This window comes from Paenibacillus sp. SEL1 (assembly GCF_054602535.1).
In genome coordinates this window covers 4,937,243-4,963,592 of the sequence record NZ_CM137723.1, presented here as the reverse complement: position 1 = coordinate 4,963,592, position 26,350 = coordinate 4,937,243, and the positions used below count along the sequence as shown (strand labels likewise).

The window sequence follows — 26,350 nt, the reverse complement described above, 5'->3', positions numbered from 1 at the left end:
ATTATTATCATAAATAAAAGTGTTAGCAAAAATAGCAATGAAGTCTTAGTTATAGGTGGCCTCATATACTAACTCAATTCAATATTACGTTACATCACAGACAATCCTCCATCAATTACATGATCAGCACCCGTTATATTAGAGGCTTCATCACTCGCAAGAAACAAAGCAAGGTTAGATACCTCTTGAGACTGCCCTAATCTTTTGATGGGAACTTCTTGTACCCGTTCTTCAATTTCTTTTTCACTTAGAGCTTTAGTCACAATGTTTGTTTGTATAGGTCCTGGTTGAATTAGATTTATCCGAATTTGATCAGTGGCAAACTGTAGGGAAAAAATTTTGAGATCTTCATCCGATGGTTTTAACAATTTCATCAATCACTTCTTGACACGTTAGAATGTGCTGAATACCACCGGCTGATTCGGATACACTTACGGTCCCATTAACCAGATCGCCATCTAACATTCCAATTTTGAACCCTTCTCCATAATACTTATATGCTTCTGAAGGCTTTCCTTGATTAATGAGTTCTAACGCTTTTTTGCCCGCTTCTGTAGGAATGGTTCTCAAATGTCCTACGTCTGACTTAAATTCAATAAACTCTTCACTTTTCACCTTAATGATGGCTTTTTTTGTTTCTATGCTAGCCGGATTTTCCTTAGTTACTATGAACCTTGTCCCCATGTACACACCTTCTGCACCCATAGATAGTGCTGCTTTCGCTCCCCGACCATCTATAATTCCTCCAGCAGCAATAACAGGGATTTTTACAAGTGAAGTGATTTGTGGAACAAGGGAAAGAGTGCTAATTTTATAATCACTCATATGGCCACCAGCTTCATAACCTGTAACGATGAGTGCGTCCACTCCTGATTTCTCGGCTTCTACAAGCTTCTCTACAGTTGGACTTAAGTCTCTGTACACTACCTTAAAATCTTGTTCTTTAAGCCGTTTCAGTTCACGATCGACCACATTTAGCCCAATGGCAATAACGATTTTCACCTCTTCTTTTACCAATACATCAAAAACTGCATTAGTAAATGGGTCTTCTTTAGCCCCTCCCATTGGGAAAATGTAGTTTACTGCAAATGGTTTATTCGTTAATGCTTTAACCTTGCGAATTTCCTTCGTTAGTCGATCTGCCATATCCTCTGCACTTGTTGCTTTTTCCGTTTGGCCAGCATTTGGCCCCAACACACCCATTCCACCTGCATTGGAAACTGCTGCAACAAATTCCGCAGAGGTTACCCAGGTCATTGCAGCTGAAATAATAGGATATTCTATACCCAGTAGTTCTGTAATTCGGTTTTTCATGATTGATTTCTCCTCTTTTTTAAAAAAAATTTTAATTATTACTTCGTATACCTGTTTTCAGGGTAAGGTAGACCCAAATTCCCTCGAAGTGTGCCGTCCTCATATTCCTTGCGGAAGATGCCTTTATCTTGCAAGATGGGAACTACCAATCGGATAAAATCTTCAAATCCGGCTGGATGATCCTGTCTTATGAGCAAGATATCCATAACGCCCTCTCGATACCAATGTTCTATTTTTTCTGCAACATTCTCCGCAGCTCCCATCAATTGAGGCTTTGGCAATCTATAACCTTTAGGCATCCATGATTCGATTTCCCTTAGCTTTTCTAAGGCTTCTTTTTCCGTTTCCCCAACGATGGGGCTATGTGAAGGCATAATCAGTAGATCGTTTGGTGAACGCCCTTGATTTTGCACTTTTCTTTTAAGTTCAGTAGTGAATCTCTTAAGATATTCAAACTGATCTACAGGAGCCATGATGACTTCGGCATGCTGTGCAGCTATATCCATGAATTCCAAGGAAGTACCGGCTTGAAAGATGACCGGTCTGCCTTGTCGAGATCGACTAACATTTAATGGTTCCTCCACTGAAAAGTAATTCCCGGTATAATTTATTGGATGCATCTTACTCGGGTCATAAAATACCCCACTTTTCTTATCACGTATGAATGCATCGTCTTCGTACGAATCCCAGAGGCCTTCAACAATCTCTAAAAACTCCTTTTTCATGGGATAAAGATCTGCTTTCCTTAAATGGGACCGACTGTAATTGGCTAACCCTCCCGGATTAGAGGTGATCGCATTCCATCCTGCTCGGCCCTTGCTAATCTTGTCGAGTGAGGCTATTTGTCTAGCAACAGTATATGGATCAGCATATGAAGTAGCTATTGTTGCGGTCAAGCCAATGGAATGAGTCACCATACTCAATGCAGACAAAATAGATACGCCCTCAAACATGCTTAGATAGTGTGGTATCATGCCAGGTCCAATATGACTTACGTCTGCTAAAAAGAGGAGGTCGAACCTTCCCTGTTCAAGTTGCCTGGCTTTTTGAACGTAGTAATCAATATTTTCACTGGCATCTGCTGGAATAGCGGGGTGTCTCCATCCCGTGTAATTCCAACCAACGCCATCAATAAACCCTCCTATTTTTAACTTTCTTCCTTCCATTGTTGAATGATCTCCCTTTCATGAGGTTCTTTAAAGTTACAGTCAAAAAAGGAAAGCAGGTTATCTAATTGCTCTGGAAAATCATTTACCCCAATAATTCTCTGGACCTTAGCAATGCCCACATGGTCCAGCCATCAGCTGCAGAAGTCCTAATGTTTTGGAGACTTTTCTTAGCATCACTTCCGTTATAGACATGAAAGAAGTCTAAAATCGAAAGCTGTAGTCTATTTCCTGTATTCACTTATCAGTAAATCCTTTCTGTGTTATATTTATTTAGCTTACTAAATATAAAAACACAATCTTAGTTACCCTATTAAACTATAAAACGAAAACAAGAACATTATCCTTTCGCATTTTAGGTTAATTAAAATTAATTGTTTTGGTTTGTTGACACAATCATAAAGTCATTATGTTCATTTGCAAAGAGGGCAATATAAATGAACATAGTACAACTTTTTGTACCTTAAGATTAGGAGTGATATCAATGAGGGTCTGTAATGAAGGATTTGATAAAGAATTTATGGATGAAAAAAGGGATATGTACGCGATAGCATTTACCCAAAATGTTCTTTCAGGACGTTGGAAATATTTTATATTATGGTATTTAAAAGGAGAAACACGCCGTTATACGGATATAAAAAAATTTCTTGGAGGTTTATCACAAGGCTCTCTCACAAAGCAGCTTAAAGAGTTGGAGAACGATGGAGTTATTAAACGTAATGTTTATCCGGAAGTTCCTCCGCGAGTAGAGTATTCATTAACAGGCAAGGGAATCAAATTACTACCGATCCTTGAGAAGATGGAGGAATTCGGTAAGGAATACGGCGAAAAACCTTAATCTGATGAAGTTTCCAAACAAGCTTATTACCGAAAATTTTTGAATCCAAAGAAAACATTTTTATTTAAGTCTTTGTCCAAACTTCTTCTACGCAATCCGTGCGAATGAGCAAGGAAATTATACAACCGATTTCACAGTTAATATGGTTGCCTTTTACGGTCTATATGGTGAAGCAAAAAAGCGCATGGAAGCTGTTTATGTTTATGCGTCACAAAGAAAAGCGCGTTAATCATAAAGGGTGCCTGCATTCAGCAAGCACAAAATTACAATTTTTTTCAATGCTTCCTATACCGCTTTCTTATTCATGGCCCTCTTGCATAGATATGTGGGTTTTGCAGTAAGTATTGGCATGTATGGTCAGTCATTTCTGCTGGGCTCGAGGCATATGGGATAGCTGGTATTCTATAGATATCATTTGGCTTTTTCGTCAGCCGGTACGAGAAGTTCTTTTTGTATTTCTGAACTCAAATTACTATTTAACGAATCATCCTAAAACATTTCTGCAATGAGTATGAATACCATCACGCTATTGTCTCTTCCTACAGTCTTCCTGGCTTGTTTGCTATTAGATGTTAATCAAATCGGTAATCGGAGCAAGTTCCCTTTTCGGAAAAGGAACCAAGTTCTTGTCCTCAACTCGGAAAAACTTGGTTCCTCAAAACAAAAAAGCCGCTAAGTTCCGCTCAGATAACCCTTTCCCAATGGGCTGTACCACGAAGCCAATGCTGAGTTTTTCTAACGTAGGCAGTAGTTCGTCTTCCGGACATCTTCACCACAACGAATCGCTCTCGATGGCCGTCATAAGCGGCTTAACGGAATGCGCGCGTCGAATGGTTCCCACGCCCGCCTCCGACAGTCCCCAATGTTTATCTTTTTCCGCCTGAATTAAATCCCCTAGTGCCCAGGCTACTTTCCTCCGATTGAATAAAAATGATTAATGCGGTGAAGTTACCGCTGAAGCTTATCTTACAATCACTCGGCGGATAAAGAACGGGATCACCAGACCGATCACCGCTACGATCATTGCAAACCAAAACACATAAGCTTTTAATCTCGGTATCTCAAAAAATCTCATCCAATCTAGAGGGTTTCCTATAGCTTTAGAATGAAGCTAGAATAAAGCCTCTATATACCGCTGAAGGCTGTCGAGTAATATCGTCAGCCTTCCTTACATTAAATTATGAATTTTCACCCTAGAGATGAAGCCAATGCTGAAACCAAAACAAAAACCATCTATAATAGATGGCCAGATTGTCGAGAAACCCCCTGTTTTTTTGCAGGGGGTTTAAAACTGTCTTAGTGGTCTAAAAACTAGGGTCCTCAGATCGTTTTAAATCGATTTTTGTTTTAAAAGATGCGTCTCCCCATATAAAAATAGAAGTGTCGAAAAGTCCTCTGGACTTTCTCGACACTCTGACCATCTATAATAGATGGCTTTTTTCACCGTGTGGATGGACGAGCACGAAATTCTGTTACTCTCAATTTTATTAGAAAAAATGCCCCACTCTACAGAATTTACAAATGCTGCTCGATGATTTACGTGAAACCTCTCTAAAAGATAAAATACACCGTTTGTTGGGTTCATATGACCAAGTGAATCAATCTAGTTGTATTGTTGCTCAATATAATCAACATGACGATTTAAAAGCTGAACATGTTCATCCTTTTCCATCGATCTTAATATACCATGGCATGAATGTAAGACTTGCGAAAAATGTTCACTTATTGCAATTATCGTTTTTTCAGCATTGTGAGTTTGACTATGTAGTCTCATTATCGTAGAAAATACTGACGTTTTTCCTGCAGTAGATAACCCTTCGATGATTACTCCTCGAATCATATTCCACCTCTTCAAAATACTTCAGTACCCTTTCCGCCTGCCAAGGTAGCCAACCAATCACACTGGCAGCTACCTTCTTTCGTTTATTAAACTATTGTTTCCCGTTAGTTCAACAGGCTGCCAACCAAGGGCAGCCTGTATTATGTTACCTACCAATGAAATCAACAATTGTTTTTTTTATCTCATAATCCAAAATGCTCACAAACTAATTTAAACTGTTCTTCAACACTCAATTCGGGTGTTCTTTCCAGTGTTTTGATGCCATTTCGAATACAGGCACTTCTTACATCATGAGAAAATCTAATCATGTTTTTATTGCCATTTGCGATTGTTGCCGCTGGATTTGATGTAAGATTAATAACATCCAAAATCATCTTATGGTCTTCTCTAAAGAAATATAGCCTTTCTATTTCTTCGTCAGAAGTATAAAGGCAAATCATTCTTTCTTTTGGAATAAAGGGTAATATACGCTCGGGCATAATTCCTAAGTCTATAATGATTGGTTTATCAGTAGGCATTTTCAACAAATCCGTAACAAAAAATCCCATCATCTCTTCGACAATTTGAAAAAGCCAATGAACATGTTCATTATTGGGTTTATTGAACCATTTATCCCAATCTAAACCTGAATGAGGATACTGTAGGGCAGGGTATTCAACTGGATTGGTGAATGGTCTGTACTTCATCACGTTATCTTCCAGTGTTTGAAATCCTAACTCTTTAACAAATTTCTTTGTCATTGTGGACTTCCCTGCACAACAACCACCATTTAACCAATATACATGCTTTAATTGTTCCTTCAAATATTCATCATTTATTTTCATTGTAATCCTCCTCAATTTTTTTAATATTGAGGGAGGTGACGGATTCTTATTGGTTTTCTGTAACTGTAAAACCACATAGTAAATCCCCCTTTCATAATCTTAATCAATCGTATTCGACATATTTTAGTTAATTCCTTCCTTCTCGTTATCCTGCCCGTTCGTATTATGAGATCAACCAGTTCTTTCTGGTTGATCCTTTTTTCATTTGCATAGAGGATTAAGGTAGCCTGGTCGAACGTACCTGCCCGTGGGACTTGATCCCGAGCGCTATAGTGTTCGCCCTACTTGTCATGACCATGATTGAGGCTGGTTGGGACGTAAGATCCCGTATAACAAGCGATGCTATGGAGCGACAAGAAGAACCTTAGGGATGCCGGGGAATCTAAACTTACAGGGAGAGATGAAATGAATCCAGTTGTCGGTCTAGATATTTCAAAAGAAGAAAGTCATGGACAAGCCTTTTTAGCGCGCGAAAAGCCCTTCAGAGGGACATTCCACTTCGAGCACACTCGTGATGGCCTAGCAAATTTACATCAAGTTTTGAAGGATGTTGAGGCTGCATCCAGACTACGTCCTCTACTTATTCTAGAAGCAACCGGCCATTACCAAAGTCCCGTTGTTCAGTTCCTAGAAGAACATCACTACATTTACATTGTCATTAATCCGCTCATCTCAAATCGGCTTAGAAAGTCTCAACTTCGTAAAGTAAAGACGGATGCTGCGGACGCTTACCTATTGGGAGAGTTGTACTACAAGGAAGAGTTTGAACCTTTTAAGAAAAGAGGTGTGCAACTTCTCAATCTGCGCTATCTTACAAGACAGTATGAGTCCCTTTCAAAGATGTGTGTACAGACGAAGCTGCAATTCCAAGCCGTTTTAGATCAGGTTTTCCCAGCTTACAAAGGCGTCTTTGGAGCTATGTATTCCCGTATTTCACTACGGTTTTTAAGTAAATTTCCAACCTCATATTCAGTTTTGCAGACGGATGAAATCACACTCAAAGCTAAGATGAAAGAACTACTTTCTTCGAAACGGGGGCGTTCAGAGGGCTGGATTAACCAACGGGTTCAGCGACTGCTAGACGCGGCAAAGCAAAACCCATTTCAGCAAACCATGTATGCAAGCCACTTAATCAATTTGAAAGTTCTTATTACCCTTATTCTTCAGTACCAAGAGCATCTTGCTGAACTGGAACAGAACATAGATGCTCTGGCTGAAGAAATTGAAGAGTATGAATTAATTCAGTCGATTCCCGGTATTGGGCATAAAATTGCTGCAACAATTTTATCTGAAATTGGAGAAGTCGACCGATTTGATCATCCTAAAAAGTTAGTGGCTTTTGCAGGCATTGACCCGAGTGTCTTTGCTTCCGGTAAATTTACAGCAACTCGAAATCGAATCACGAAACGTGGTTCCAGGCAGTTGCGTTACACACTGGTAATGGCTGTCCAGTGTGGGCTTATACGCTCCCGAAATATGCGAATCAAAGCGTTCTATGATCGCAAGAGAGCAGAAGGAAAACCACATAAAGTAGCTCTAATCGCATGTGCAAATAAGCTCGTCCATTGGCTCTATGCAATCTTGAAAAACAAAAAGGAATTTCGTCCAATTTAAAAGATTATTATTGGCATAACCTTCCAAGACACAACGGAAATTGGAGGGTTATTTGGCATGCTCATTTTAACTATACCACATGATTTAGAATCACTTTACTGGTAATCTTGACAAGCTATTAGCTGGTATAGCGTAACAAGGCTGCCATTCAATCCACGGCAGCCTCATGGTTTAGTTTATTGAGTTGCCTCAACAAAGACCTCTTCTTTTGCTTCCCGTTTTACGGCTTCAATCAGTGTGTTTAGACAATCTTTTACATATGTGAAATTTGCAACTTTCCCCTCTAAGCCTTCCTCATCCTGGTCACTTCCTCTTCCACCATGAACTCCCTTCTAAAGGAAGTCTTTATGCATAGGTATACTCCGGTCCCAATCGTTCGATAACTCGATCCAACTGTTTGGTTAGATAAGGCGAAACGTCACCAATGCCAGCCACTGCTTCTAACAAGGGAAAGGGTTGCCCACTCCACGGGCCTCGTGGATCAAAGACTTGTCTACCGATTCGCAATCCTCCTGTTTCCTTGAAGATGTTCAATCGTTCCAATCCTTCAATAAGCAGCCCGACCGGCAGTGTTTTGTTCCTACGTCGGGACCATTCTGCCAAGAAGGACATGCCGCGTAATATATCATATTCAAAAAACCTCGGAAAGCAAGGCTTCAGCCATTCCATATCGATGACGCTTCTATTTTGTTTAGAACATACAAGACGATGCTCAATTAAATAACGTGCGCCTTCATCTAAGAAAACGACTTCCTGTTCAGTAAATTCACGGTCTGTATGCCATAAGATAGCTTCAAGCGGAGGAAGTGTTGAAACAATAGAGCTCTTTTTAGAATGAGTATAAGCTTCAGGGTCGCAGTTCAGCCCGCCATCAGGTAACTGATGCTTTAAGAGCCATTCGCGAATCCAAGGCAGTTCCTTGTCCAAATCACAGCCATACGCCATTAGAATCATATAGTATACGGCAAGTTCACAATGGCAGCAATCCATCTTCATCTTATCACTTTCACTTGTAGGATGGTCATCGGCGGATATGATGAAGGTCGGCCAGACCTGAGTTTCGAGTAAATATTTTGCTCCGACAATAGCAGACTCGGGAATTAGTTTCACCTCTCCCATTTCATAAAGAGCAGCCATATGCCACCAAGCTCCATCCCATTTTCGACGGCTGCACTCGCCGTGAGTCATCCCCAAATGGGGAGTAGATTCAAGGAACTGTATAGATTCTTTGATTGCTAAACGAATATTTTGATTTGTTTCCATCTGGGTATCTCCTTTTTGATTACCTCTACTTCATGCTTCAGTTAAGCAACGCTCATCTTGTATACCCTTCCACTCTTAAAAAATTCGATATGTTATTAACCCATCCTGCCCGTTAGCTTAACAGGCAGCCGATATTACGGCAACCTATTCTTATGAGACCATTCGTGTTGCGTTAATTATCTTAATCTCTAGGTGACCTTTAAGGCAAAATGATAAAACGCATCGCCACGAGATTGGTTCTCTACATCTTCATCCATCCACCATACCCCGTATGAATAAAAATATGTCCCTTTTTCTGTAGGAACTTGAAAACTATTTTCTTTCAATAAAACTTCTGTAAGTCTTCCTTCATAGAATTGCTCGACATGAAATTTATTCGGTTGGGGCTCATAATTCATAAGGAATTTTACAACATCACCAGGCTTTACTGGAATCGGTTCTTTTCCTTTTAAAAGTTCAACTGGACCAGCTGAATCCACACATGATGTTGTCCAGCAATATGTGCCGAGTTTTGTTTTGTACATTCGTTTATCAATCTGAATTTGAACCTTTGGTGGTTTCTCTCCCTCAAGGTCCTTGTTTTTTGGCTGAACACCCATGCAACCAACTATACATATAAGAGTTAGTGCCATAACGAATAACAAGACTGTATTCTTCATATAAACCCTCCTATCTATATTCGACCCTAATTATTCAACGATAGAAGAAGTAATTTACTGTATAAATCGATTTCTGTGCTGCGGCATTTACAAGGCTGACATGATGATGTTTGCAGGTTCATCGTTGCTCACATTGACGTTTTGATAAGATGCGTAGCCGCCAAATACATGAAGTCCAAAGTGGCCTTCTGCAAAAGTGCCATCCATTACATCTATGACTTTTTGTCTATCCACATAAACTACAATATGCGGCCCATTCGCTTCTATTTTCACCTTATAAGTTTGACATGGCTGAATGAAAGTCGGTACTTTCGCAAGAACCTGCCGTTCTTCAAATCCTCCATTAATTTTATAGAACAGACGGATCGCCTTCATGTTAGGGTCTAGATTCAGATAGTAACCACTGCGCCCATCCTCGCTAGCCCTGAACAAAATAGAACCTGCTCCTCCTGTTTCACCAAGCATCATGTCTGCTTCATACGTAAAATTCCCAGCCTTCTCTTTAGCGATATAATTCGCATCGCTGAAATAATTACCACGAATCCCATTCTCGCTAACTAACCATGAAGCAGCAGACAGATCTTTGGTCCATCCACTCAGGTTTGTCCGGAACTCACCACCTGTGACTTTAACGAGCACACTAGCGGATGCTTTACCATTCGGAGTAGATACGGTGATCGTGGACTCCCCTTCTTTTTTCGCCTCAATAACCGCCTGTGAATTGTCTACCACGTCTAAGGCTATTACTTCTTTATTGCTGGACTCCCACTTAAGCGGTTGAACGCCAAAACCTGGTCTGTACTCGACCATTGCCTGCAGTGTGTCCGATTCCCCTATACCCAGTTCCCGAACCCTCGTATCCATCTTTATCTGAGCTTTTGAATTAATGTCCTCATTCCAGACGGATTGAAGTTGATGCACTTTCAAGGAAACAACGTTCACATTCCCGCCTTTCACGTAAAAACTCATCGCTCTACTGGCTGGATTCGGAAATATAACATCTGAAAAGACGACTTTGCCGCCGTTACCAAAGGCTTCAACGGAAGACTCATCCACAAGAATACGCATCTTGACCCGATTATTCTCCATTTGCATCGGCGCTTCATGCTTTTTATTGAAAAGGCTGGAAAAGTCCGTTACTCCAGATGCAGTTCGGTCCACAAACATTTTACTCTCGCTTGCGGTATAACCCACAACCGTCTTCTGATTTGCACCCTCACGAAGGTTAAAGCCGAACTCGGTCACTGTGCTGGCTTCAGGGATTTCAATTTCAGCTTCAATTTCGTAAGCACCTGAAATAATGCCTTTTAGCAGGTTCCCGGAAGAAGGACTCACCCCTTTGTTAGAAGCAGAGTACAATGGTTTACGCAATGATTCCAATTCTTTAATTGGACTTTGTGCCATCCGAATTCCATCTTCGGTCGTTACCAATGATACTTCTCTCGGAATGGTTAGTTCACCTTTCCAATTCGTCGTTGGGAAAGCGAACGGATAGTCCCAATTCGTCATCCACGCCATCATCACTCTGCGATGATCAGGCATGTTAGCAAAAGACATCGAAGCGTAAAATTCTTTACCAAAATCTGTTCTTAGCACCTTACCCGCCGGATTATCATTCACGAATTTACCATCAGCTGTTAAATGACCAATAAAATACTCGGCATCTGATCCACCAGTTTTTGGATTCGCTCCCGTACTGATCATCATAACCCACTTCTTCTGTGACGTTCCGTCTACCGGAAGCTGGAACAAATCAGGGCATTCCCATACACCTCCGCGGACGTAATCCCCGTATCCCCAATTATCTGTCAATGTCCAGTCAAGTAAATTCGTTGACGTATAGAAACGAATATTATCTCCTCCGGACACAACCATAACCCATCGGTTATTCTCGTCATTATAGATCACTTTCGGATCGCGGAAATCCCAACCCCCAGGGTCTTCTCCGCTCTTACCTGGGTTCTCGATCACGATCGGACGGTCCTTCGAATATTCCCAAGTGCGACCTTGGTCCTTGCTGTATGCCATACCTATACGCTGGTTCCCATTCGGGCCATCCGGATTATAGGAAGTATAATATGCAATAAGGCCCTTGCCTCCTGAATCCCCGAATAAACCGGATGCATTCGTCATATCCGCAACAGCCGATCCAGACCAGACATGTCCGTGATCATTCCACGGAAGTGCAATCGGAAGCCGCTTCCAGTTCAGCAAATCTTTACTGACAGCATGCGCCCATGTGCCTCCATCCTGATGGAAGAGATGATATTCCCCTTCGAAGTAGACAAGTCCATTCGGATCACTTGCTGAACCACGTATTGGCGTGTAGTGATACTGAGGACGATATATTTCGTTATAATATTGGCTCGATTCCGTCACATAAGTATCCTGGAAGTAAGCCGTCCCCTGTTTGACGACGATTCCGGTATTTCCATTCGTGTAGGTTGAATCTTTCACGTCAATCGCGGCCGTAGTGTATCCGTCCAGGAAGACCTGAATTCGATTTCCCTTTGCCTTGATCTCCACATGATGTTTGGCTCCCATCTGACTCGGATAAGTACGCAGTGAACTTGCAATTACTGTTCCTTTCGTATTCGTCAAACTTACACGGACCTGATCTCCTTCCTTCGTAAGAGTAGCTTCATATCCATCAGCTCCATCGGCGGAGGAACGAAATGCGAGAGCCGCAACAGAATCAGGAAGAAGGGTAATATTCCCTTCATACACAATATCAGCCGCCTGTTTGTTATAGATTTGCTGTGCCTTGCTCTCATGTGCTATCGTCCCTCTTTTGCCGCTGATATCAGGCTGCCATTTTCCCTTACTTGCAACCACTGTACCCAAATTACCCTTCAGATCGCTCACCACGATGTTCGAAAACAAGGCGGATCCATCCCATACATGAAGTCCTAGCTTTCCGCTTCGATACGTAATGTCCTGAACATCAATCAAAGGTTTATATTGATTGCCCCAATATACTTTTAGCGAGGAACCCACTGCCTTCACTTTGAGATGATAGATCTGACCCGCTTCAACAGAAACTTTACGCTCCTCCTTTAATTTCCCATCTCCATTCCTTGCATCTCTTAACCGAATCAGACCTGTACCTGGAATGATTTGGAGCATGTACGAGCTAAAGCCATCCTCATTAGAACGGAACAACAACGTTGAGACTGCCTTCGTATCCCTGATCTTGACATCAGCTTCATAGATAAAATCATCGGACACCGTCTCGGAGATGGCCGTTACATTTTCTTTAGGCTGCGAAGTCAGCAAGATTCCTTCTGAAGTATACTCTAATAACCCTTTCCCTTTCACTTGCCAGCCTGTCAAATTGGCGTTTGATTTGATAGCGTTTTCAAAAATAGAAAGCTCCTCCTTTGCCTGTTTACTTGCTTCCTGATCAGCGAACACAGCCCAACCCGTAGCCGGATTAGATGTAAAAACGCCCATTGAAGTCAGAGCTAACCCCGTTGCCATCAGAAGACATATTGCGAATTTAGATTTATCTTTCATTCCTTACCCTCTTTTCTAATGGAATTGAAAGTAGCGGTCAGCAACTCGAGCTTAACTGGACGAGTCCTGGCAGCACAATATAATCAACAATGTGATCCAGTATGACACTAGAGCTGACATAGCCGTTCAGGTTATGTAGCACAGCCTTTCGAATCAACGGGAACAGCTCTTAGCTGACTTAATTCACTTATGGGTGTTTGGATTAAGCAAATTCCCTCCGAATACGTCCTAAGCTAGTATCTCTCGGGGGATTGACATGTGACCACGCCATTCTTCTGAAGGAAGAGTGGAAGCATAACGCCAATTGTTCATCCAGCCGACCCAAATCTTTCGTACGTCCTCGTTCGGAATGCCATCCCAGGTCACGGCCGCCTGCCGGTGGTTCTGAATCGTTTGGATTCACACCATTTCTATCCCCGACACTTAGCATAAGAATCCACTTAGTGATATTGGGATCTTCATCCACTTGGATTTTAAATGCCTCAGAACATTCAAAAATATCCTCGATGGATACCCGGAATATCAGAGCTGAAATCGCTTGCAAAAAACCATGCCTTAAGATTGGAATACGTATAAAAATTTTACATGGTCTCTTACGGCAAGAACCATTACCCACATTGACGATTCGTCATACCAAAACACCTTCGGATCACGAAAGTCTAGCATTTTCGTTGGGAACAAAACAGGATTACCTTGCCTGTGTATCATAAGGGGTATGTTGGTAGAACAGGTGGTACTCTCCTTCATGGTAACCCATGCCGTTGGGATCATTCATCTAATTTTCCTTCGGCTAATAGTGTAATTGGGACTGTATTTATTTTTATAAAAAATATTCACTGGTTCCTTTTCTGCTACTCATCTCACCAGATAAATGTATTTCTTTAATGTTACTCACCCTCCTTTTAGGTTATTTAGGATCTTAATAGAAGTGATTCAACTAGCTTGGCAACTAAATTGGAATGCGTGCAAATAACTGCTTAGTGTACCTGAAAAATGTATTTCTTATGAACCAAAATAATCCAATAGTGTGCATTTGTCAATCTTTTTTTACTTCATTTCACATATTTTTAGATAAATGAGCTTGTTTATTTTACATTTGCACAAAAATATATTAAATCACTCGAAAACGGAAACTTTTATTTAATTTTATCTAATCGTCCTTCTTTATTTTGTAAACTAAATGTATCTACAAATGTTCACAAGTTCTTGTTCTTTCCGGCAAAGGAACCAAGCTTTTGGTCTGACCGCGGCAGCTGCAACACGTCCGATGCTCCTGCAGACGGTGAGATTTCTTTCCTATCTGGAACCCTCCCTTAAACCAAGCCTAGGTTGCAACCAGGAACGAAAAAAGGACGCTCATTAATCCATGAACGCCCTTGCTTCAGAACTCACAACTTTATTTGACACCTTAGTCACCCTATTTTGATAAATGGTGACTAAGATGCTCATGTTTATTTTATTATTCACCTCTGATTTTTACAATTTTATGCTTCTTCATTCAAGACTAAATATCCACTCATTTGCCTTGAAAAAATATTAATTCTATCGCCTTAAAAAAACGACACTACATATTTTCTGCAGTGTCGTCTTTAATCCGATTATCTTAAGTAATTTAGCGAGATAAAATCTTACTTTTCTTTTACATAATATGAACTGCAATCTTTTCATCGAGTTATTCAGCTTGCCATATATCTTTCAATTTCCAATAGGTCAATTCATTTACTAGAGCCTCTCCACCCTCCGTTATGATTTCTATGCCTAGCAATTTCTCACTCGGATAGATGCGACTTGTCATCGTAGCTTGTCCTTCATTCGCAAACATTTCAATGGATGAGCGATCCAGATATACATGCAATGTCAGCTGCCCCCCAGCATTGAAGGCTGTTTGACGTACTCCATCTGTCTTCTTACCTGATTTAGAACAATTAAGCATAAGTTTCTGATCCGGAATAGAATATGTGATAACTGTTTCTTCTAGACCTGTTCCACGAAACTTCAAGCCTACCATGTCTGCACTTGACTTCGTGAGGTCGAACACTACCTTAAGTTCAAGTAGGTCGGCTTCAACTTCCTTAAAGTAACTTCCAGAAATGGCGCCATATTGACACAAAATATGTTTACTTTGACGAAGCAACTTCATTTCTTCTACTGGATTCATCAGTACTTTATTATTGTCACCCAACGTAACTAAACGCGGGATCGTCATTGCTCCACACCAGCCGTCTGCTTTCGTCGGCATATCCGATTCCCACATATCCATCCAACCAATCGCAATGCGGCGACCTTGAGCATCTAGAAAAGTTTGAACCGCATAGAAGTCATGACCATTATCCAACTCGATGAACTCTCCATGCTTATATTCATTACTATCATAATTATAATCGCCAACATAATATCCCGTCTGGAACAAGTTATTGTACTTATCTCCCTGCGCATCAATACCTTGTGGGGAGAACATAAATATATGCTTACCATTCAGTTCAAAGAAATCAGGGCACTCCCACATGAAGCCCATATTCTTATCTCCCTGCAGAAGCACACCATGATAGGTCCAAGTTCTAAGATCAGGAGATGTATATAGAATAACACGCGGCAGATCTTCTTTCGTGCTATTACCTAGGATCATGTACCATGTATCCTCATGCTTCCATACCTTCGGATCACGGAAATGCTGGGAGCTATCTATCGGAGGTTCAGCGATTACGGGATTCTGCCTTAGTTTTGTAAAATGAGTGCCATCTGTGCTTACTGCCACATTTTGATTTTGGAAAAAGATATTGTTTGGTTGATCAATATAGTGATGGCCAGTATAGATCAATGTCAGTTCGCCGTTATTATCTACTGCGCTTCCTGAGAAGCAGCCATCAAGATCACACGCATCTCCAGGTACTAATGCAATCGGACAATGCTCCCAATGTACAAGGTCTTTACTCTTCACGTGACCCCAATGCATTGGACCCCAGTTCTCATCATAAGGATGATGCTGATAGAAGGCGTGATATTCACCTTTAAATTGAATTAATCCATTTGGGTCGTTAATCCAGTTTGCTGGTGCCATAATATGATAACCTAATCGGTACCGCTTGTTCATTTTCGCTTCTGCCTGTTTCAATGCTTCCTCAGCTTGCTTCGTATTGTTATTATATGTGTTCATCTGTCTTCCTCCTATGCTGTTTCAATAAGCTTGTTAGGCTTGGGATTCAGCTTTTTCGGTTCTTTCTTTAAGGTAAAGATTGAGATTGTTGTAAAGGCAAATACGAAAACACCCATAATCACGTACGTATTTGCAAAGCCTCTAATGTCATAAGACATACCGGCGATTGGCGAGAAGATCGAAGCTCCTACCTGACTCGTAAACTGGTATCCCACCAGATATAGGATCGAAGACAGACGCGTATCGAAATTAGCAGCCAAGTACTTAAATACGGAGATCAGCATGATTGGCAGTTCCAATGCGTGAATCAATTTCATAGCTGAGATACCATAAGGTCCAATAACTAAGCCTGAACCCATGATCCGGAACGCCATCAAGAACCCTGCCAATATCAGCCCCTTTTTTGCTCCAATTTTGTTGACAATGAAAGGCGCTAAGAACATCATGCCTGCTTCCAAGAATACTTGTAGGGAATTTAAGTAACCGTAAACTTGATTGCCTAAAGCAACCGTTGAGAACGTCGATGAAAAGTAATTCGGGAACTGTTGGTCATACACATTGTAAACACAGGTAACACCAAGAACATATAAAATGAAGAACCATAAATGCTTATTTGCAAACAAATAGCCGATTTGCTTAAAGTTAACAGATTCTGCTCGCTCCATCTCGGAATCTGTCATTTCAACTTTAATTGTCATCATAATGATAAACAGAATGACAGCAGATACGGATGCAATCCAGAAGTTAATGTTAGGGTTGATATTGAAGAGCTGACCAGCGAAAAATGTTGCTGCTGCCCAACCTAGCGAGCCCCACATACGAGATTTTCCGTATTCAAAGTCATATTTTCGGCTGACTTTCTCGACATAAGATTCGATGGCTCCGATTCCTGCCAAAAAAGAAATACCCAAGTATAATCCACCTACAATGGCGCCGAGAAATACATTGTATTGAAGTAACGGCCCATAGATATAGATATAGAAAGGACCAACAAATAAGAGTAAAGAACTGATTAGAAATAAAATATGCTTCTTCAATCCAATTTTATCTGATATATAGCCATAAAGCGGTTGCATACATAGCGCAAAGATAGCGTTTACAGTAAAGATAACACCTGTTTCAGCACCATTCAGACTAATTTCTTGCCCTAGCCAGATGGAGAACAATGAGTAACTTGCTGACCAAGTAAAGAAGAAAAAGAAGAAATAGGCACTTAGTTTCCAGTACAAGCTCTTTGACTTTCTCATATCGAACGCTCCTCTAAGTTAAACATTTAATGTAAATGAAAGCACTTCCGTATTTACAGATCGATTATATGTCAACCGCTTTCATATGTCAACCGCTTGACATATTTCTAAAAGGAAAAGAGCTCTCCTCTTTGATTTCAATTACTCTAATAAGGATAGCTCCACCTTATATCACAATGCTGAAACTATGGAAATTGTATTAAGCTGTACTAGCTTCAATAAGTTTCACTGGTAGATAGGTTTCTCGCGGGACATCACTGAATCCACCTTCAATTTCTTTAATAAGTAACTCTATGGAAGATCTCGCGATCTCCTGTATTGGTTGCTGAATTGTCGTTAATTCTGGGAGAAGATTGCGGGTTGTTTCTGTTCCGTCATATCCAATTACGCGAATATCTTCAGGAACACGTTTTCCTCTACTTCTTGCTTTAGCAATAAAAGACGCAGCCACCAAGTCATTACTCGCAAACAATCCATCTACTTCAGGATGTTCATCGAGCAAGCGTTTAATCGGTTCATCGTGATTCTGTTGGTGGAAGGGATCATGTACTTCATAGGTAATTGCCTTTCGACCATACTGCTCCATCACATCTTCATATGCTTTTCTTCTCAAGCTTGCAGGTGTTTCCAATTCAACAGGGCCATTTATGTGTAAGATATGCTTGCACCCCTTTTCAATAAGCAGTTCTGACGCCAGTTTTCCACCCAAATAATTATCCGATCCTACAACTGGGATTGAATCGGATAGAAAGTGATCGATCGCAATGACGGCAATATTCTTCTGTTCGTAATTTACGATACCTCGGTTGTGTGTACCAACGATAATACCGTCAACTTGATTTCGCATAAGCATATCCACATAAGATTCTTCTTTATCCAGCTGATTCAAACTGTTACAAAGCAACAGCTTATAGCCTAATGACGCAGAAATATTCTCTATATGAAAAGTCAGCTCTCCGAAAAATGGGTTGCTTGTAGTTGGAATGATTAATCCAATTAGATTTGTTCGTTTACTAAATAATGACCGAGCCACATCATTTGGTAAATAATTCAGTTCCTGCATCGCTTTATGAACTTGATCCTTCGTTTCTTGACTGATATAGCCACGATTATTAAGTACGCGAGAAACCGTAGTCGGTGAAACTCCAGCTAATTGTGCAACATCGTTAAGTTTTGGTTTCATTGATTCAACCTGCCTTCTCTCCATGCCAAGTCTCCAATTATTCTATTATTTTAACATGGTTAAACGTGAAAAAACATCTGACCTACGAGCCCTTTTCATTCAAATCTGTAATATCATCCATATACAGTGGTATTTGTTTTGTAGGTTGCTACTGCCTCCTTGAACCATGGATATTCGCGGCTTGAATGATTGATAACAAGGTCCATGACATCTTACTCCCTTTCGGTCCGCTTCTTCCATCAAGGTGCGAAAATCATTTAGACTCCCACACAGCGGGTATACCTGATAGTAATCAGTTACATCATATTTATGGTAACTTGGAGACGGATTAGGGGCATAAGCCAGAGGCAGTTGACCTCCAAATCCACCCCGAATGGAGTTTGCCATCGTTTAATTAATCAAGTTTTTGTGTAATTCCTTTCAAATCACTGTGTCCGTCTTGTGAATATACTTGGTTGAATTATTATCTTGTGGAGTATGGATAAATGTATCCATTTAAGTGTATACATCCCGAGATTTTTGCCATTTTATATGGACTAATATATGAACGTACCATAATGGAATGAATCTCATGTGTGATTTCGTAGAAGAAGATGGGGCTGTGTTACCGCTTTTGGGCGGCATGCTTTACATGTAGAAACTGGTAGTATACAACAAAAAGCGAATATGATTATTGCATATAGCGTCTCCATCCATGACAATGGTTTGTCCAGTGAGATAACCAATTTTCGGATTGGCAAGTTGGAGCACAAGCTCCCCAACCTCGGATTTTTTACCCAGGCGACCCAGCGGCGTATTCCCGATAATCCCTTTCATCACAGCGTCATTTAATGAATCTGTCATTTCCGAAGCGATCGGGCCAGGCGCGATCACATTCACACTAATATTGTATTTTGCCAGCTCACGGGCTGAGGATTTGGTTAATCCAATCAATCCGGCCTTGGAAGCACCATAATGAGGGCCGAAGCTTCCTCCCGTTAAAGCCGCTACAGAGGAAATATTAATAATTCTGCCTTCTTCACAAAGGATATGTGATAATTTTTTGCATGTAAATATGAATCTGGAATTAAAAGCCCAGCTCAATATTTTAATAGGACAAATCAACTCCCGCTATGGAAATCTAGCACAAGCTCTGCTTCACTTCTTTTTAGCTCGCACCATATATCAACAAAAGCAAGCGCACAAAAAAATAAGCGAATTGTATATCCTTATAGCTGAAGCTTATTATCACCAAAAAGATTTTGAGACCGCATCGTATTACTACAGACAAGTCCTTCCTGATCAATAACAAAAAACCTCAGGGCTCCTTCCAGATGGATAAGGTCCCTGGGGTTTAATCATTTATATTTCACTTATGGTTCAAAACGCTTAATAACGATGACCACATTGTGGCCGCCAAAGAGGTCAAATTGATTTCAGTTTGATCATAATATATAACTTCTCGATCGCTAACTAAACGAATTTTTTACGTATCTCTAAAGCAGATTTTCCATTCGTTTCGTGGGGAGTGTCCGGTAACCGTTATTGAATCAATCGTCCAATCTTTGACGGTCCATGTAGCACATTCCCTGATTGCTTTCGATGGTGCAGTTGATAAACGTGATGTTCTTCGAATTCCAGCCTAAATATTCTCCGATGATCAATGAATCATAAACGGTGATATTCTCACAATTCCAGAAAGCGTCCTTTGAAATAAGCTTTGCATTGCGAATCTCCATATTCTTTGCTCCGTCGAATGCGTAGTTCCCTGCCAATGTGAAATCGTCGATGATGATATTTGCGCTATTCATTCCAAAATAATCGCCTTTTGCGGTCATATGATTCAAGTGAATATCTGCGCAATTCCATAAGGTTTCTTGGGCGTTGGATAGATCGACATTTGTCAGTCGGATCCCGCTCGAACGCCGAAATACCTTTGGTGCCTCTATTACGCAGTCACTGATGGCAATTTGATGTGTATACCATATTCCTGATCGGGCCATTTCAAGGAAAGTGCTGCTACTAACACGAATATTATTGCAATACCATAAGGGATACTTCCATTTGAAAATGCTATTATCGATAGTAATATCGTTGCTTTCCTTCAGTGGGGACTCGCCATCTGCAAAAATAGAATTTGTAATAGTAAGGTTATTTCTTTTGAAAAGTGCTCGTTCTCCAGTAAGTATTTGTTGATCGATCGTTTGCATAATACTGTCTCCAATCACTCAGTACTAGCTTCAAATATTCCCTGACCTCATATTCGTTTGATGAATATCCGCAGACTAGAAACAGAGGGTTCCTGGTTTATGAGAAGCTTCAATAGAAACGACAGCATTGATGTCTGCCGTTTCTGTGTGTTAATTCATTTATTAAAGTTTAGTATAATCTTCATCCATTACGGGTTCTAACCAATCTGTTTGTCCTGGTGTAAGAGCTAAGTGAACAAACCAGCTGTCCTTTGTAGCACCATGCCAATGTTTTACGTTTGGTGGAATGTTTACCACATCGCCTGTTTTGAGTAATTGGGCTGGCTTTCCATCTTCTTGATACCACCCTTCACCGCCAGTAACTAACAACACTTGCCCAGCATGATGAGAGTGCCAGTTATTGCGGGCACCGGGAGCAAAGGTTACATTCCCGATTGCTGTATTGAGTGGTGCTGGATCGGTAAACACCATTTGTAAGTATGCGTCACCGATAAAATTTTTTTCGGCTTTTTGACCCAATGGGAAGAGTGTGCTATTGCTTAAGTGCTCATTCTTCATTTTTTATCCCTACTTTCTTATATTTTCATTATTATCAAACGCGATGCTATCGACTTCTTACTTTTCAGGAATCATTAACGCTATTGGGCTTGCTCAATCGTCATCGTGAAACTGCCGTTCATTTTTACAAGCTTTTCAACTCCGGCCTCAATATGACCCAGCCTTACAAGTCCACTTGAATAACCAAAATCTTGATAAAATATAGCCAAATTGCCCCAAGGAGAATAATAAGTAAAATCTCCAACGGAAGGATCGATGCCTGACGGCGCAGCTTCAATGGACAATCTTTTCTCTAGCCTGCTGATTTTTTCGGTTCCAGCATAATCCTCGAAGGTTATAGTCATTGGAAGTCGCTGTAAAAAATCTTGGCTGGTCGGATTATCGTACATGCTTACCATTACTTCCTCGTTGTTAAATATCAATTTTATTTTTATATTAGTTGTTTGATTGGCCACAGTTTTTCCTCCATTGGTATTACCGCCACAAGCCATGAGGGTAAGGGTCATCAAAAAAACAAGGGATAGAGAAATCTGTTTCTTCACTAAACTCTCTCCAGCTATTCCGGAATGATTTCATTTAAGCAACTTAAAGCGTTTAATGTTCTCGGAAAACCCATATATGGAAGGCAGTGAGTGATGGCAGTGATCATCATATCCTTGTCATTACCCACATTCAGATTGCCCCGCACATGTGCCTTGACTTGACTTTCACAACCGCCCAGGCTGCTTAAGATACAGAGGGTCAGCAGCTCCCGTGTCTTCAGATCAAGACCTCCACGAGTATAGAAGTCGCCAAAACAGAAGGCAGAAAGATAGTCCTGCATATGCTTTTGATTGGTTGGAGCATTCTCCCTATTTTTTTCAATGACATCGCCGAAAATCTCTACCTGCACTGCAAGCCCTTTGTCTAACCGATTCTCTTCTTCAACCTGCTTTTGGCTTTCGAGAGGTAACACTATATTTTTGGCCTTGAAAACTTCATTAATCTCCGCGATGGCATTTAGCGTTTTGGGGAATCCCAAATAAGGCGCACATTGGTAAATGGCCTCTTTGATTTCTCCCGGTGTCAGCCCAACGTTCAGTGCAGCCTGAGTATGGGCCTTGAGCTGTGGCAACGTTTGGTTCGTTGCAAGCACCACCAGAGTAATAAGTTCACGTTGTTTATCGTCCAATTCACCTTGATAAAAAACTTCCCCAAAAATGAAGCGGCTCAGGATGTCCTGAAAATCAGGATCGGTAGCGTATGCCGCTGGCACTCCATCGCCAAATAGCTTTTTATACGTCACTTGATTCTTTTCAATTCGATTCATACATTTCCCTCTATTTCCAAGTTTCGTATAATCCATTTCATTGTTCCTCCCTTTCTTTTTTAAAAATAGTCCAATGAGCGCCTTTATTGATGTACATTAGGTGTTGGTTTCACGCGGTGCATCCTTGACTGTCGCCTAGTATCAATGGGAGTTATGCTCTTAGTAGGTGCATACATAGAGTGAGCGCCAATACTCCTTTGATATGGAGTGCATCAAACGGATAATTTTTTTATCCCTTTAACCAGAATGATATAGGTAATTATAGATAACAAACTGGTAGAAAATATAATAATTCCAAAAGGTATAGCGGAATTTTCGCCTGCAATTCCCACAAGCGGAGACGTAACGCCACCTAACACGAATTGTAAGGTGCCGAGCACGGCAGAAGCGCTCCCTGCAATATGCCCTTGCGACTCCATTGCTAATGTAAAAGAGATGGGTCCAATGATCCCAATGGATAAGGCGAATAAGAAGATCGAAATAAACATAGCTGATAATGCTCCATGTACTAGTACTATAAATAAGAGCGCAGCGGAAGATATAAATGATAGTATTAATCCGATCAAAAATAGTCGACTTTCCGATACCCGGCCTGCAAGCAGCTTGACGAATTGAGATCCTAAGATAATAGCAAGGCCATTCAACGCAAACAGGATCGAAAACAGTTGCGGCGACACGCCGTATATGTTTTGATAAATAAATGGGGTACCCGCAACATAGGCAAAAACACCTGCGAACAATATGCCATTGACGAAAGCATATCCCATAAAAGACCGCTTTCGGAACAAACTGTTGTAATTCTTCATCAACGAACGGAGACTGCTTGGAGCACGTTGCTGTACAGGTAAGCTTTCCTTTAACCCCCATATGGTTATCCCAGTTAATCCTATACCTAGGACCCCTAAAAATATAAATATACCTAACCAAGAGCTGTATGACATGACCGTACTTCCGGCCGTAGGGGAAATTAACGGAGCGACATTGCTTATCATCGTTAGCAACGATATAAACTTAGTCATTTCAATCCCACTAAACCGATCTCGAACAATAGCGCGCGAAATAACGAGTCCGGCGGACGCAGCAACCCCTTGAATAAATCTTAAAAATATAAACCATTCTATGCTTGGTGCAAAAGCGCATCCAATCGAGGAAAGGATAAATAATATCATGGAAATCAACAAAGGCCGGCGTCTTCCATAAATGTCGCTTAAAGGCCCCATTATCAACTGCCCTAACCCTAATCCTAACAGGCTAGTGGTTAAACTCGCTTGAACGGCAGTTGCACTTGTTCCAAAAAAAACAGCGATTTGCGGAAGTGATGCAAGATACATATCGACGGTAAACGGCCCCAGCGCCGAGAATGTGGCCAATATTAGAGCAAAACCGAGAGAATTTTTTTGGGTCTTATATTTCATTCCTTTAACTCCTATGATTGATTAAATGCACATTCTTTAAGCCAACGCATTTGCTTTAGGTTTTGTCGTTTTATTACCCTGTGACAGTATACCCCTCCGATATACAAAGGGTCTTAGATGAATTTCGGAAGATCTGTCTTTTCCTTATCCAACTCAAGGGCACACCACCCGGCGTGCCCTTGATATTTTTTTGCTGCAATGAATCCCTATTCGTTCCCCATCGTGCTGATGTCGATGACAAATCGATACCGGATATCCGAAGCAAGTACGCGTTCCCATGCCTCATCAATCTGATTAGCGGAGATAACCTCGATCTCAGGCGTAATGTGGTGTTCAGCGCAGAAATCAAGCATTTCCTGTGTTTCCCGAATACCGCCGATTGCCGATCCAGCAAACGACCGACGATGCGGGATAAGAGAGAATACTTGAACAGGCAATGCCTCCGGCGGCGCACCGACATTAACCAAGGTACCGTCCACTGCCAGCAGTGATAGGTAGGCATTCAAATCAATTTTCGCGCTCACCGTATTCACGATGAGATCAAACGTGCCGGCCAGCTTCTTAAATGTCTCCGCATCGCTGGTGGCATAATAATGGTCCGCTCCTAGTTTCAAACCATCTTCTTTTTTCTTCAAGGTTTGAGATAAAACCGTTACTTCTGCTTCCATAGCATGAGCGAGCTTCACAGCCATGTGTCCGAGTCCGCCAAGTCCAACAACTGCTACCTTCTTGCCGGAGGCAGCACCCCAATGGCGCAGCGGAGAGTACGTTGTGATCCCAGCACATAAAAGCGGAGCGGCGACATCAAGATCAATGCCGTCAGGAATTCGAACCACGAAATCTTCCGTTACGACGATGTGTGTGGAATAACCCCCTTGTGTATATTGTCCATATCTGTCGATAGCTGCGTAGGTACCCGTATGTCCATTAAGACAATATTGCTCCTCTCCTCTACGGCAACTCTCGCACTCTCGACAGGAATCAACCATGCAGCCAACTCCTACTCGGTCACCAACAGTATACTTTGTGACTTCCGAGCCAACCTGGGCGACAACACCGGCGATCTCATGTCCTGGAACGATAGGGTATTGGACTGGCCCCCAATCCCCACGGGCGGTATGGATGTCAGAGTGGCAAATCCCCGCATACTTGATCTCAATGAGAACATCATGCGGCTTAAGATTTCTGCGCTCAATTGTAGTTAGTATGAACGGACCTTCCGGACCGAACACAGCACGTGCATTAGCATTAATCATATATAACCTCCAGTGAATACAATTTTATCTGTTAGTCCTTTTTTAGAAATTAGTAATGATTATTCACATTTTTTATTAATTACCAAGTGAACATCCCTCCTTTCTAAATTTAAGTTCTCCTTTTAGGTAATATTAGTGAACTACAGAGAGCGGATAAACAAAACTTGTTGTTTTATCAACTCACGTCTATTATTATAAAAAAGAAGCCTAAGTTCAATGGTTAAAAAAGCGCAATTTGTTGAAATAACAACAACATCACGAAAAGTGTTCATTATTTTGAGTTGGTCAGGGGGAAAAGACTAAATGATAAAAGTGGATCGGAGAATTCTAAAAACGCAAGAATCCTTGAAAAAAGCCGTTATTGAACTGATGGCTGTAAAAAACTTCGATGACATTACCATTCAAGACATTGCAGACCAGGCAAACGTAAACCGTGGTACGATTTATCTCCATTATCAGGACAAATATGATTTGTTGGATAAACTGATCGAATCACACATGAATGAGTTAGGCGAAATGGATGAATGGGCATGTAAGCTGGATTGGAGCAATGGACTTGTACCCTTTTTTGAGTATTTTGAGAAAAATTATTTATTTTTTTCGACTATGTTAGCCAGTAAAGGAGCCCCCTCTTTTAGAACTCGTCTTCTTGATTATGTTATGGGAGGATTCAGAGGTGAGATTGATAGAGAAAGTGGAAGAAATGTGGATTTAAATGAAGACGTTATGTTGCAATATGCTGGTACCGCTTATGTAGGGGTAATAGAATGGTGGATTAGAAATGAAATGCCGTATCCGCCACAAATCATGGCTGAACAAGTTGGAGCCTTATTGGAGAGAAGTCTATAGAGGGTTAAATAATAGGTTTAAATAGAGTCTATACTGATTGAAGATAACTGCCCGTTAGTTTATCAAAAATGGAGCAGCTACCAACCGGCAAACTGCTCCATGCTATTTTCAACTAACGTTTCTCGTTTGCTCAATGATATATCAGTAATCACTTCG

General features: G+C 41.0%; 24 protein-coding genes. 3 read left to right on the top strand and 21 right to left on the bottom strand.

Annotated features, from left to right (window positions below; translation table 11 throughout):
- Window positions 1-89 precede the first annotated feature (89 nt).
- The 3 genes from ACYCSE_RS22620 to ACYCSE_RS22610 are packed head-to-tail and all read right to left on the bottom strand — an operon-like array spanning window position 90 to window position 2,480.
- Window positions 90-374 carry an SDR family NAD(P)-dependent oxidoreductase gene (locus tag ACYCSE_RS22620; protein WP_254351508.1) on the bottom strand — a complete coding sequence of 95 codons (285 nt, stop codon included), beginning with the start codon at window positions 372-374 and terminating at the stop codon, window positions 90-92.
- A complete protein-coding gene (locus ACYCSE_RS22615) occupies window positions 349-1,314 on the bottom strand; it encodes an NAD(P)H-dependent flavin oxidoreductase (RefSeq protein ID WP_250268921.1) in 966 nt (321 codons plus the stop codon). Before ACYCSE_RS22615 ends, ACYCSE_RS22620 begins: the two co-directional genes overlap by 26 nt.
- Before the next feature lie 38 nt (window positions 1,315-1,352).
- The gene (locus ACYCSE_RS22610) at window positions 1,353-2,480 is read right to left on the bottom strand and encodes an NtaA/DmoA family FMN-dependent monooxygenase (RefSeq protein WP_459700029.1); all 1,128 of its coding nucleotides are present in this window, start codon (window positions 2,478-2,480) and stop codon (window positions 1,353-1,355) included.
- A gap of 484 nt (window positions 2,481-2,964) precedes the next feature.
- Here ACYCSE_RS22610 and ACYCSE_RS22605 point away from each other — a divergent pair, with 484 nt between their 5' ends.
- On the top strand, window positions 2,965-3,318 hold the full coding sequence (locus ACYCSE_RS22605; protein WP_061828404.1) for a winged helix-turn-helix transcriptional regulator: 354 nt from the start codon (window positions 2,965-2,967) through the stop codon (window positions 3,316-3,318).
- A 2,022-nt stretch (window positions 3,319-5,340) separates the two neighbouring features.
- Here the strand turns inward: ACYCSE_RS22605 and ACYCSE_RS22600 are convergent.
- Window positions 5,341-5,982 carry a hypothetical protein gene (locus tag ACYCSE_RS22600; RefSeq protein ID WP_459700026.1) on the bottom strand — a complete coding sequence of 214 codons (642 nt, stop codon included), beginning with the start codon at window positions 5,980-5,982 and terminating at the stop codon, window positions 5,341-5,343.
- A 405-nt stretch (window positions 5,983-6,387) separates the two neighbouring features.
- Here ACYCSE_RS22600 and ACYCSE_RS22595 point away from each other — a divergent pair, with 405 nt between their 5' ends.
- Window positions 6,388-7,596 carry an IS110 family RNA-guided transposase gene (locus ACYCSE_RS22595; RefSeq protein WP_459700024.1) on the top strand — a complete coding sequence of 403 codons (1,209 nt, stop codon included), beginning with the start codon at window positions 6,388-6,390 and terminating at the stop codon, window positions 7,594-7,596.
- 345 nt (window positions 7,597-7,941) lie between these two features.
- Here ACYCSE_RS22595 and ACYCSE_RS22590 read toward each other — a convergent pair whose 3' ends face one another.
- From ACYCSE_RS22590 to ACYCSE_RS22510, 17 genes are all read right to left on the bottom strand, one after another.
- Window positions 7,942-8,859, bottom strand: a complete 918-nt coding sequence (locus ACYCSE_RS22590; protein WP_250268378.1) for a prenyltransferase/squalene oxidase repeat-containing protein — start codon at window positions 8,857-8,859, stop codon at window positions 7,942-7,944.
- A 188-nt stretch (window positions 8,860-9,047) separates the two neighbouring features.
- Complete coding sequence (locus ACYCSE_RS22585; RefSeq protein WP_061828408.1) at window positions 9,048-9,518, bottom strand: hypothetical protein; 471 nt, start codon at window positions 9,516-9,518, stop codon at window positions 9,048-9,050.
- Window positions 9,519-9,605: 87 nt separating this feature from the next.
- Complete coding sequence (locus ACYCSE_RS22580) at window positions 9,606-13,034, bottom strand: GH32 C-terminal domain-containing protein (RefSeq protein WP_459700021.1); 3,429 nt, start codon at window positions 13,032-13,034, stop codon at window positions 9,606-9,608.
- A gap of 202 nt (window positions 13,035-13,236) precedes the next feature.
- Window positions 13,237-13,578, bottom strand: a complete 342-nt coding sequence (locus ACYCSE_RS22575; RefSeq protein WP_459700020.1) for a hypothetical protein — start codon at window positions 13,576-13,578, stop codon at window positions 13,237-13,239.
- A gap of 11 nt (window positions 13,579-13,589) precedes the next feature.
- Window positions 13,590-13,700: a hypothetical protein gene (locus ACYCSE_RS22570; protein WP_254351536.1), complete on the bottom strand. Its 111-nt coding sequence runs from the start codon at window positions 13,698-13,700 to the stop codon at window positions 13,590-13,592.
- A gap of 22 nt (window positions 13,701-13,722) precedes the next feature.
- On the bottom strand, window positions 13,723-13,791 hold the full coding sequence (locus ACYCSE_RS22565) for a hypothetical protein (RefSeq protein WP_250262072.1): 69 nt from the start codon (window positions 13,789-13,791) through the stop codon (window positions 13,723-13,725).
- 915 nt (window positions 13,792-14,706) lie between these two features.
- On the bottom strand, window positions 14,707-16,188 hold the full coding sequence (locus ACYCSE_RS22560) for a glycoside hydrolase family 32 protein (RefSeq protein ID WP_459700018.1): 1,482 nt from the start codon (window positions 16,186-16,188) through the stop codon (window positions 14,707-14,709).
- Between the two features lie 11 nt (window positions 16,189-16,199).
- Window positions 16,200-17,435, bottom strand: coding sequence for an oligosaccharide MFS transporter (locus tag ACYCSE_RS22555; protein WP_459700016.1), 1,236 nt, complete (start codon window positions 17,433-17,435; stop codon window positions 16,200-16,202).
- 199 nt (window positions 17,436-17,634) lie between these two features.
- Window positions 17,635-18,618: a LacI family DNA-binding transcriptional regulator gene (locus tag ACYCSE_RS22550; RefSeq protein ID WP_061828412.1), complete on the bottom strand. Its 984-nt coding sequence runs from the start codon at window positions 18,616-18,618 to the stop codon at window positions 17,635-17,637.
- Window positions 18,619-18,717: 99 nt separating this feature from the next.
- A complete protein-coding gene (locus ACYCSE_RS22545; protein ID WP_459700014.1) occupies window positions 18,718-19,005 on the bottom strand; it encodes an alpha-amylase family glycosyl hydrolase in 288 nt (95 codons plus the stop codon).
- A 240-nt stretch (window positions 19,006-19,245) separates the two neighbouring features.
- Window positions 19,246-19,701: an SDR family oxidoreductase gene (locus tag ACYCSE_RS22540; protein WP_459702560.1), complete on the bottom strand. Its 456-nt coding sequence runs from the start codon at window positions 19,699-19,701 to the stop codon at window positions 19,246-19,248.
- A gap of 446 nt (window positions 19,702-20,147) precedes the next feature.
- The gene (locus tag ACYCSE_RS22535) at window positions 20,148-20,807 is read right to left on the bottom strand and encodes a DUF3737 family protein (protein WP_459700012.1); all 660 of its coding nucleotides are present in this window, start codon (window positions 20,805-20,807) and stop codon (window positions 20,148-20,150) included.
- Window positions 20,808-20,969: 162 nt separating this feature from the next.
- Window positions 20,970-21,365 carry a cupin domain-containing protein gene (locus tag ACYCSE_RS22530; protein WP_459700010.1) on the bottom strand — a complete coding sequence of 132 codons (396 nt, stop codon included), beginning with the start codon at window positions 21,363-21,365 and terminating at the stop codon, window positions 20,970-20,972.
- Window positions 21,366-21,445: 80 nt separating this feature from the next.
- Window positions 21,446-21,907 (bottom strand): cyclophilin-like fold protein, encoded by a 462-nt coding sequence (locus ACYCSE_RS22525; RefSeq protein WP_459700008.1) that lies wholly within the window; start codon window positions 21,905-21,907, stop codon window positions 21,446-21,448.
- 14 nt (window positions 21,908-21,921) lie between these two features.
- Complete coding sequence (locus tag ACYCSE_RS22520; protein WP_459700006.1) at window positions 21,922-22,710, bottom strand: carboxymuconolactone decarboxylase family protein; 789 nt, start codon at window positions 22,708-22,710, stop codon at window positions 21,922-21,924.
- Between the two features lie 176 nt (window positions 22,711-22,886).
- Window positions 22,887-24,089, bottom strand: a complete 1,203-nt coding sequence (locus ACYCSE_RS22515; protein ID WP_459700004.1) for a multidrug effflux MFS transporter — start codon at window positions 24,087-24,089, stop codon at window positions 22,887-22,889.
- Window positions 24,090-24,295: 206 nt separating this feature from the next.
- On the bottom strand, window positions 24,296-25,345 hold the full coding sequence (locus tag ACYCSE_RS22510) for an NAD(P)-dependent alcohol dehydrogenase (RefSeq protein ID WP_446674900.1): 1,050 nt from the start codon (window positions 25,343-25,345) through the stop codon (window positions 24,296-24,298).
- Between the two features lie 303 nt (window positions 25,346-25,648).
- Here ACYCSE_RS22510 and ACYCSE_RS22505 point away from each other — a divergent pair, with 303 nt between their 5' ends.
- Entirely contained in the window at window positions 25,649-26,194 is a 546-nt protein-coding gene (locus tag ACYCSE_RS22505) for a TetR/AcrR family transcriptional regulator (protein ID WP_165179876.1), read from the top strand.
- Window positions 26,195-26,350: the final 156 nt, after the last annotated feature.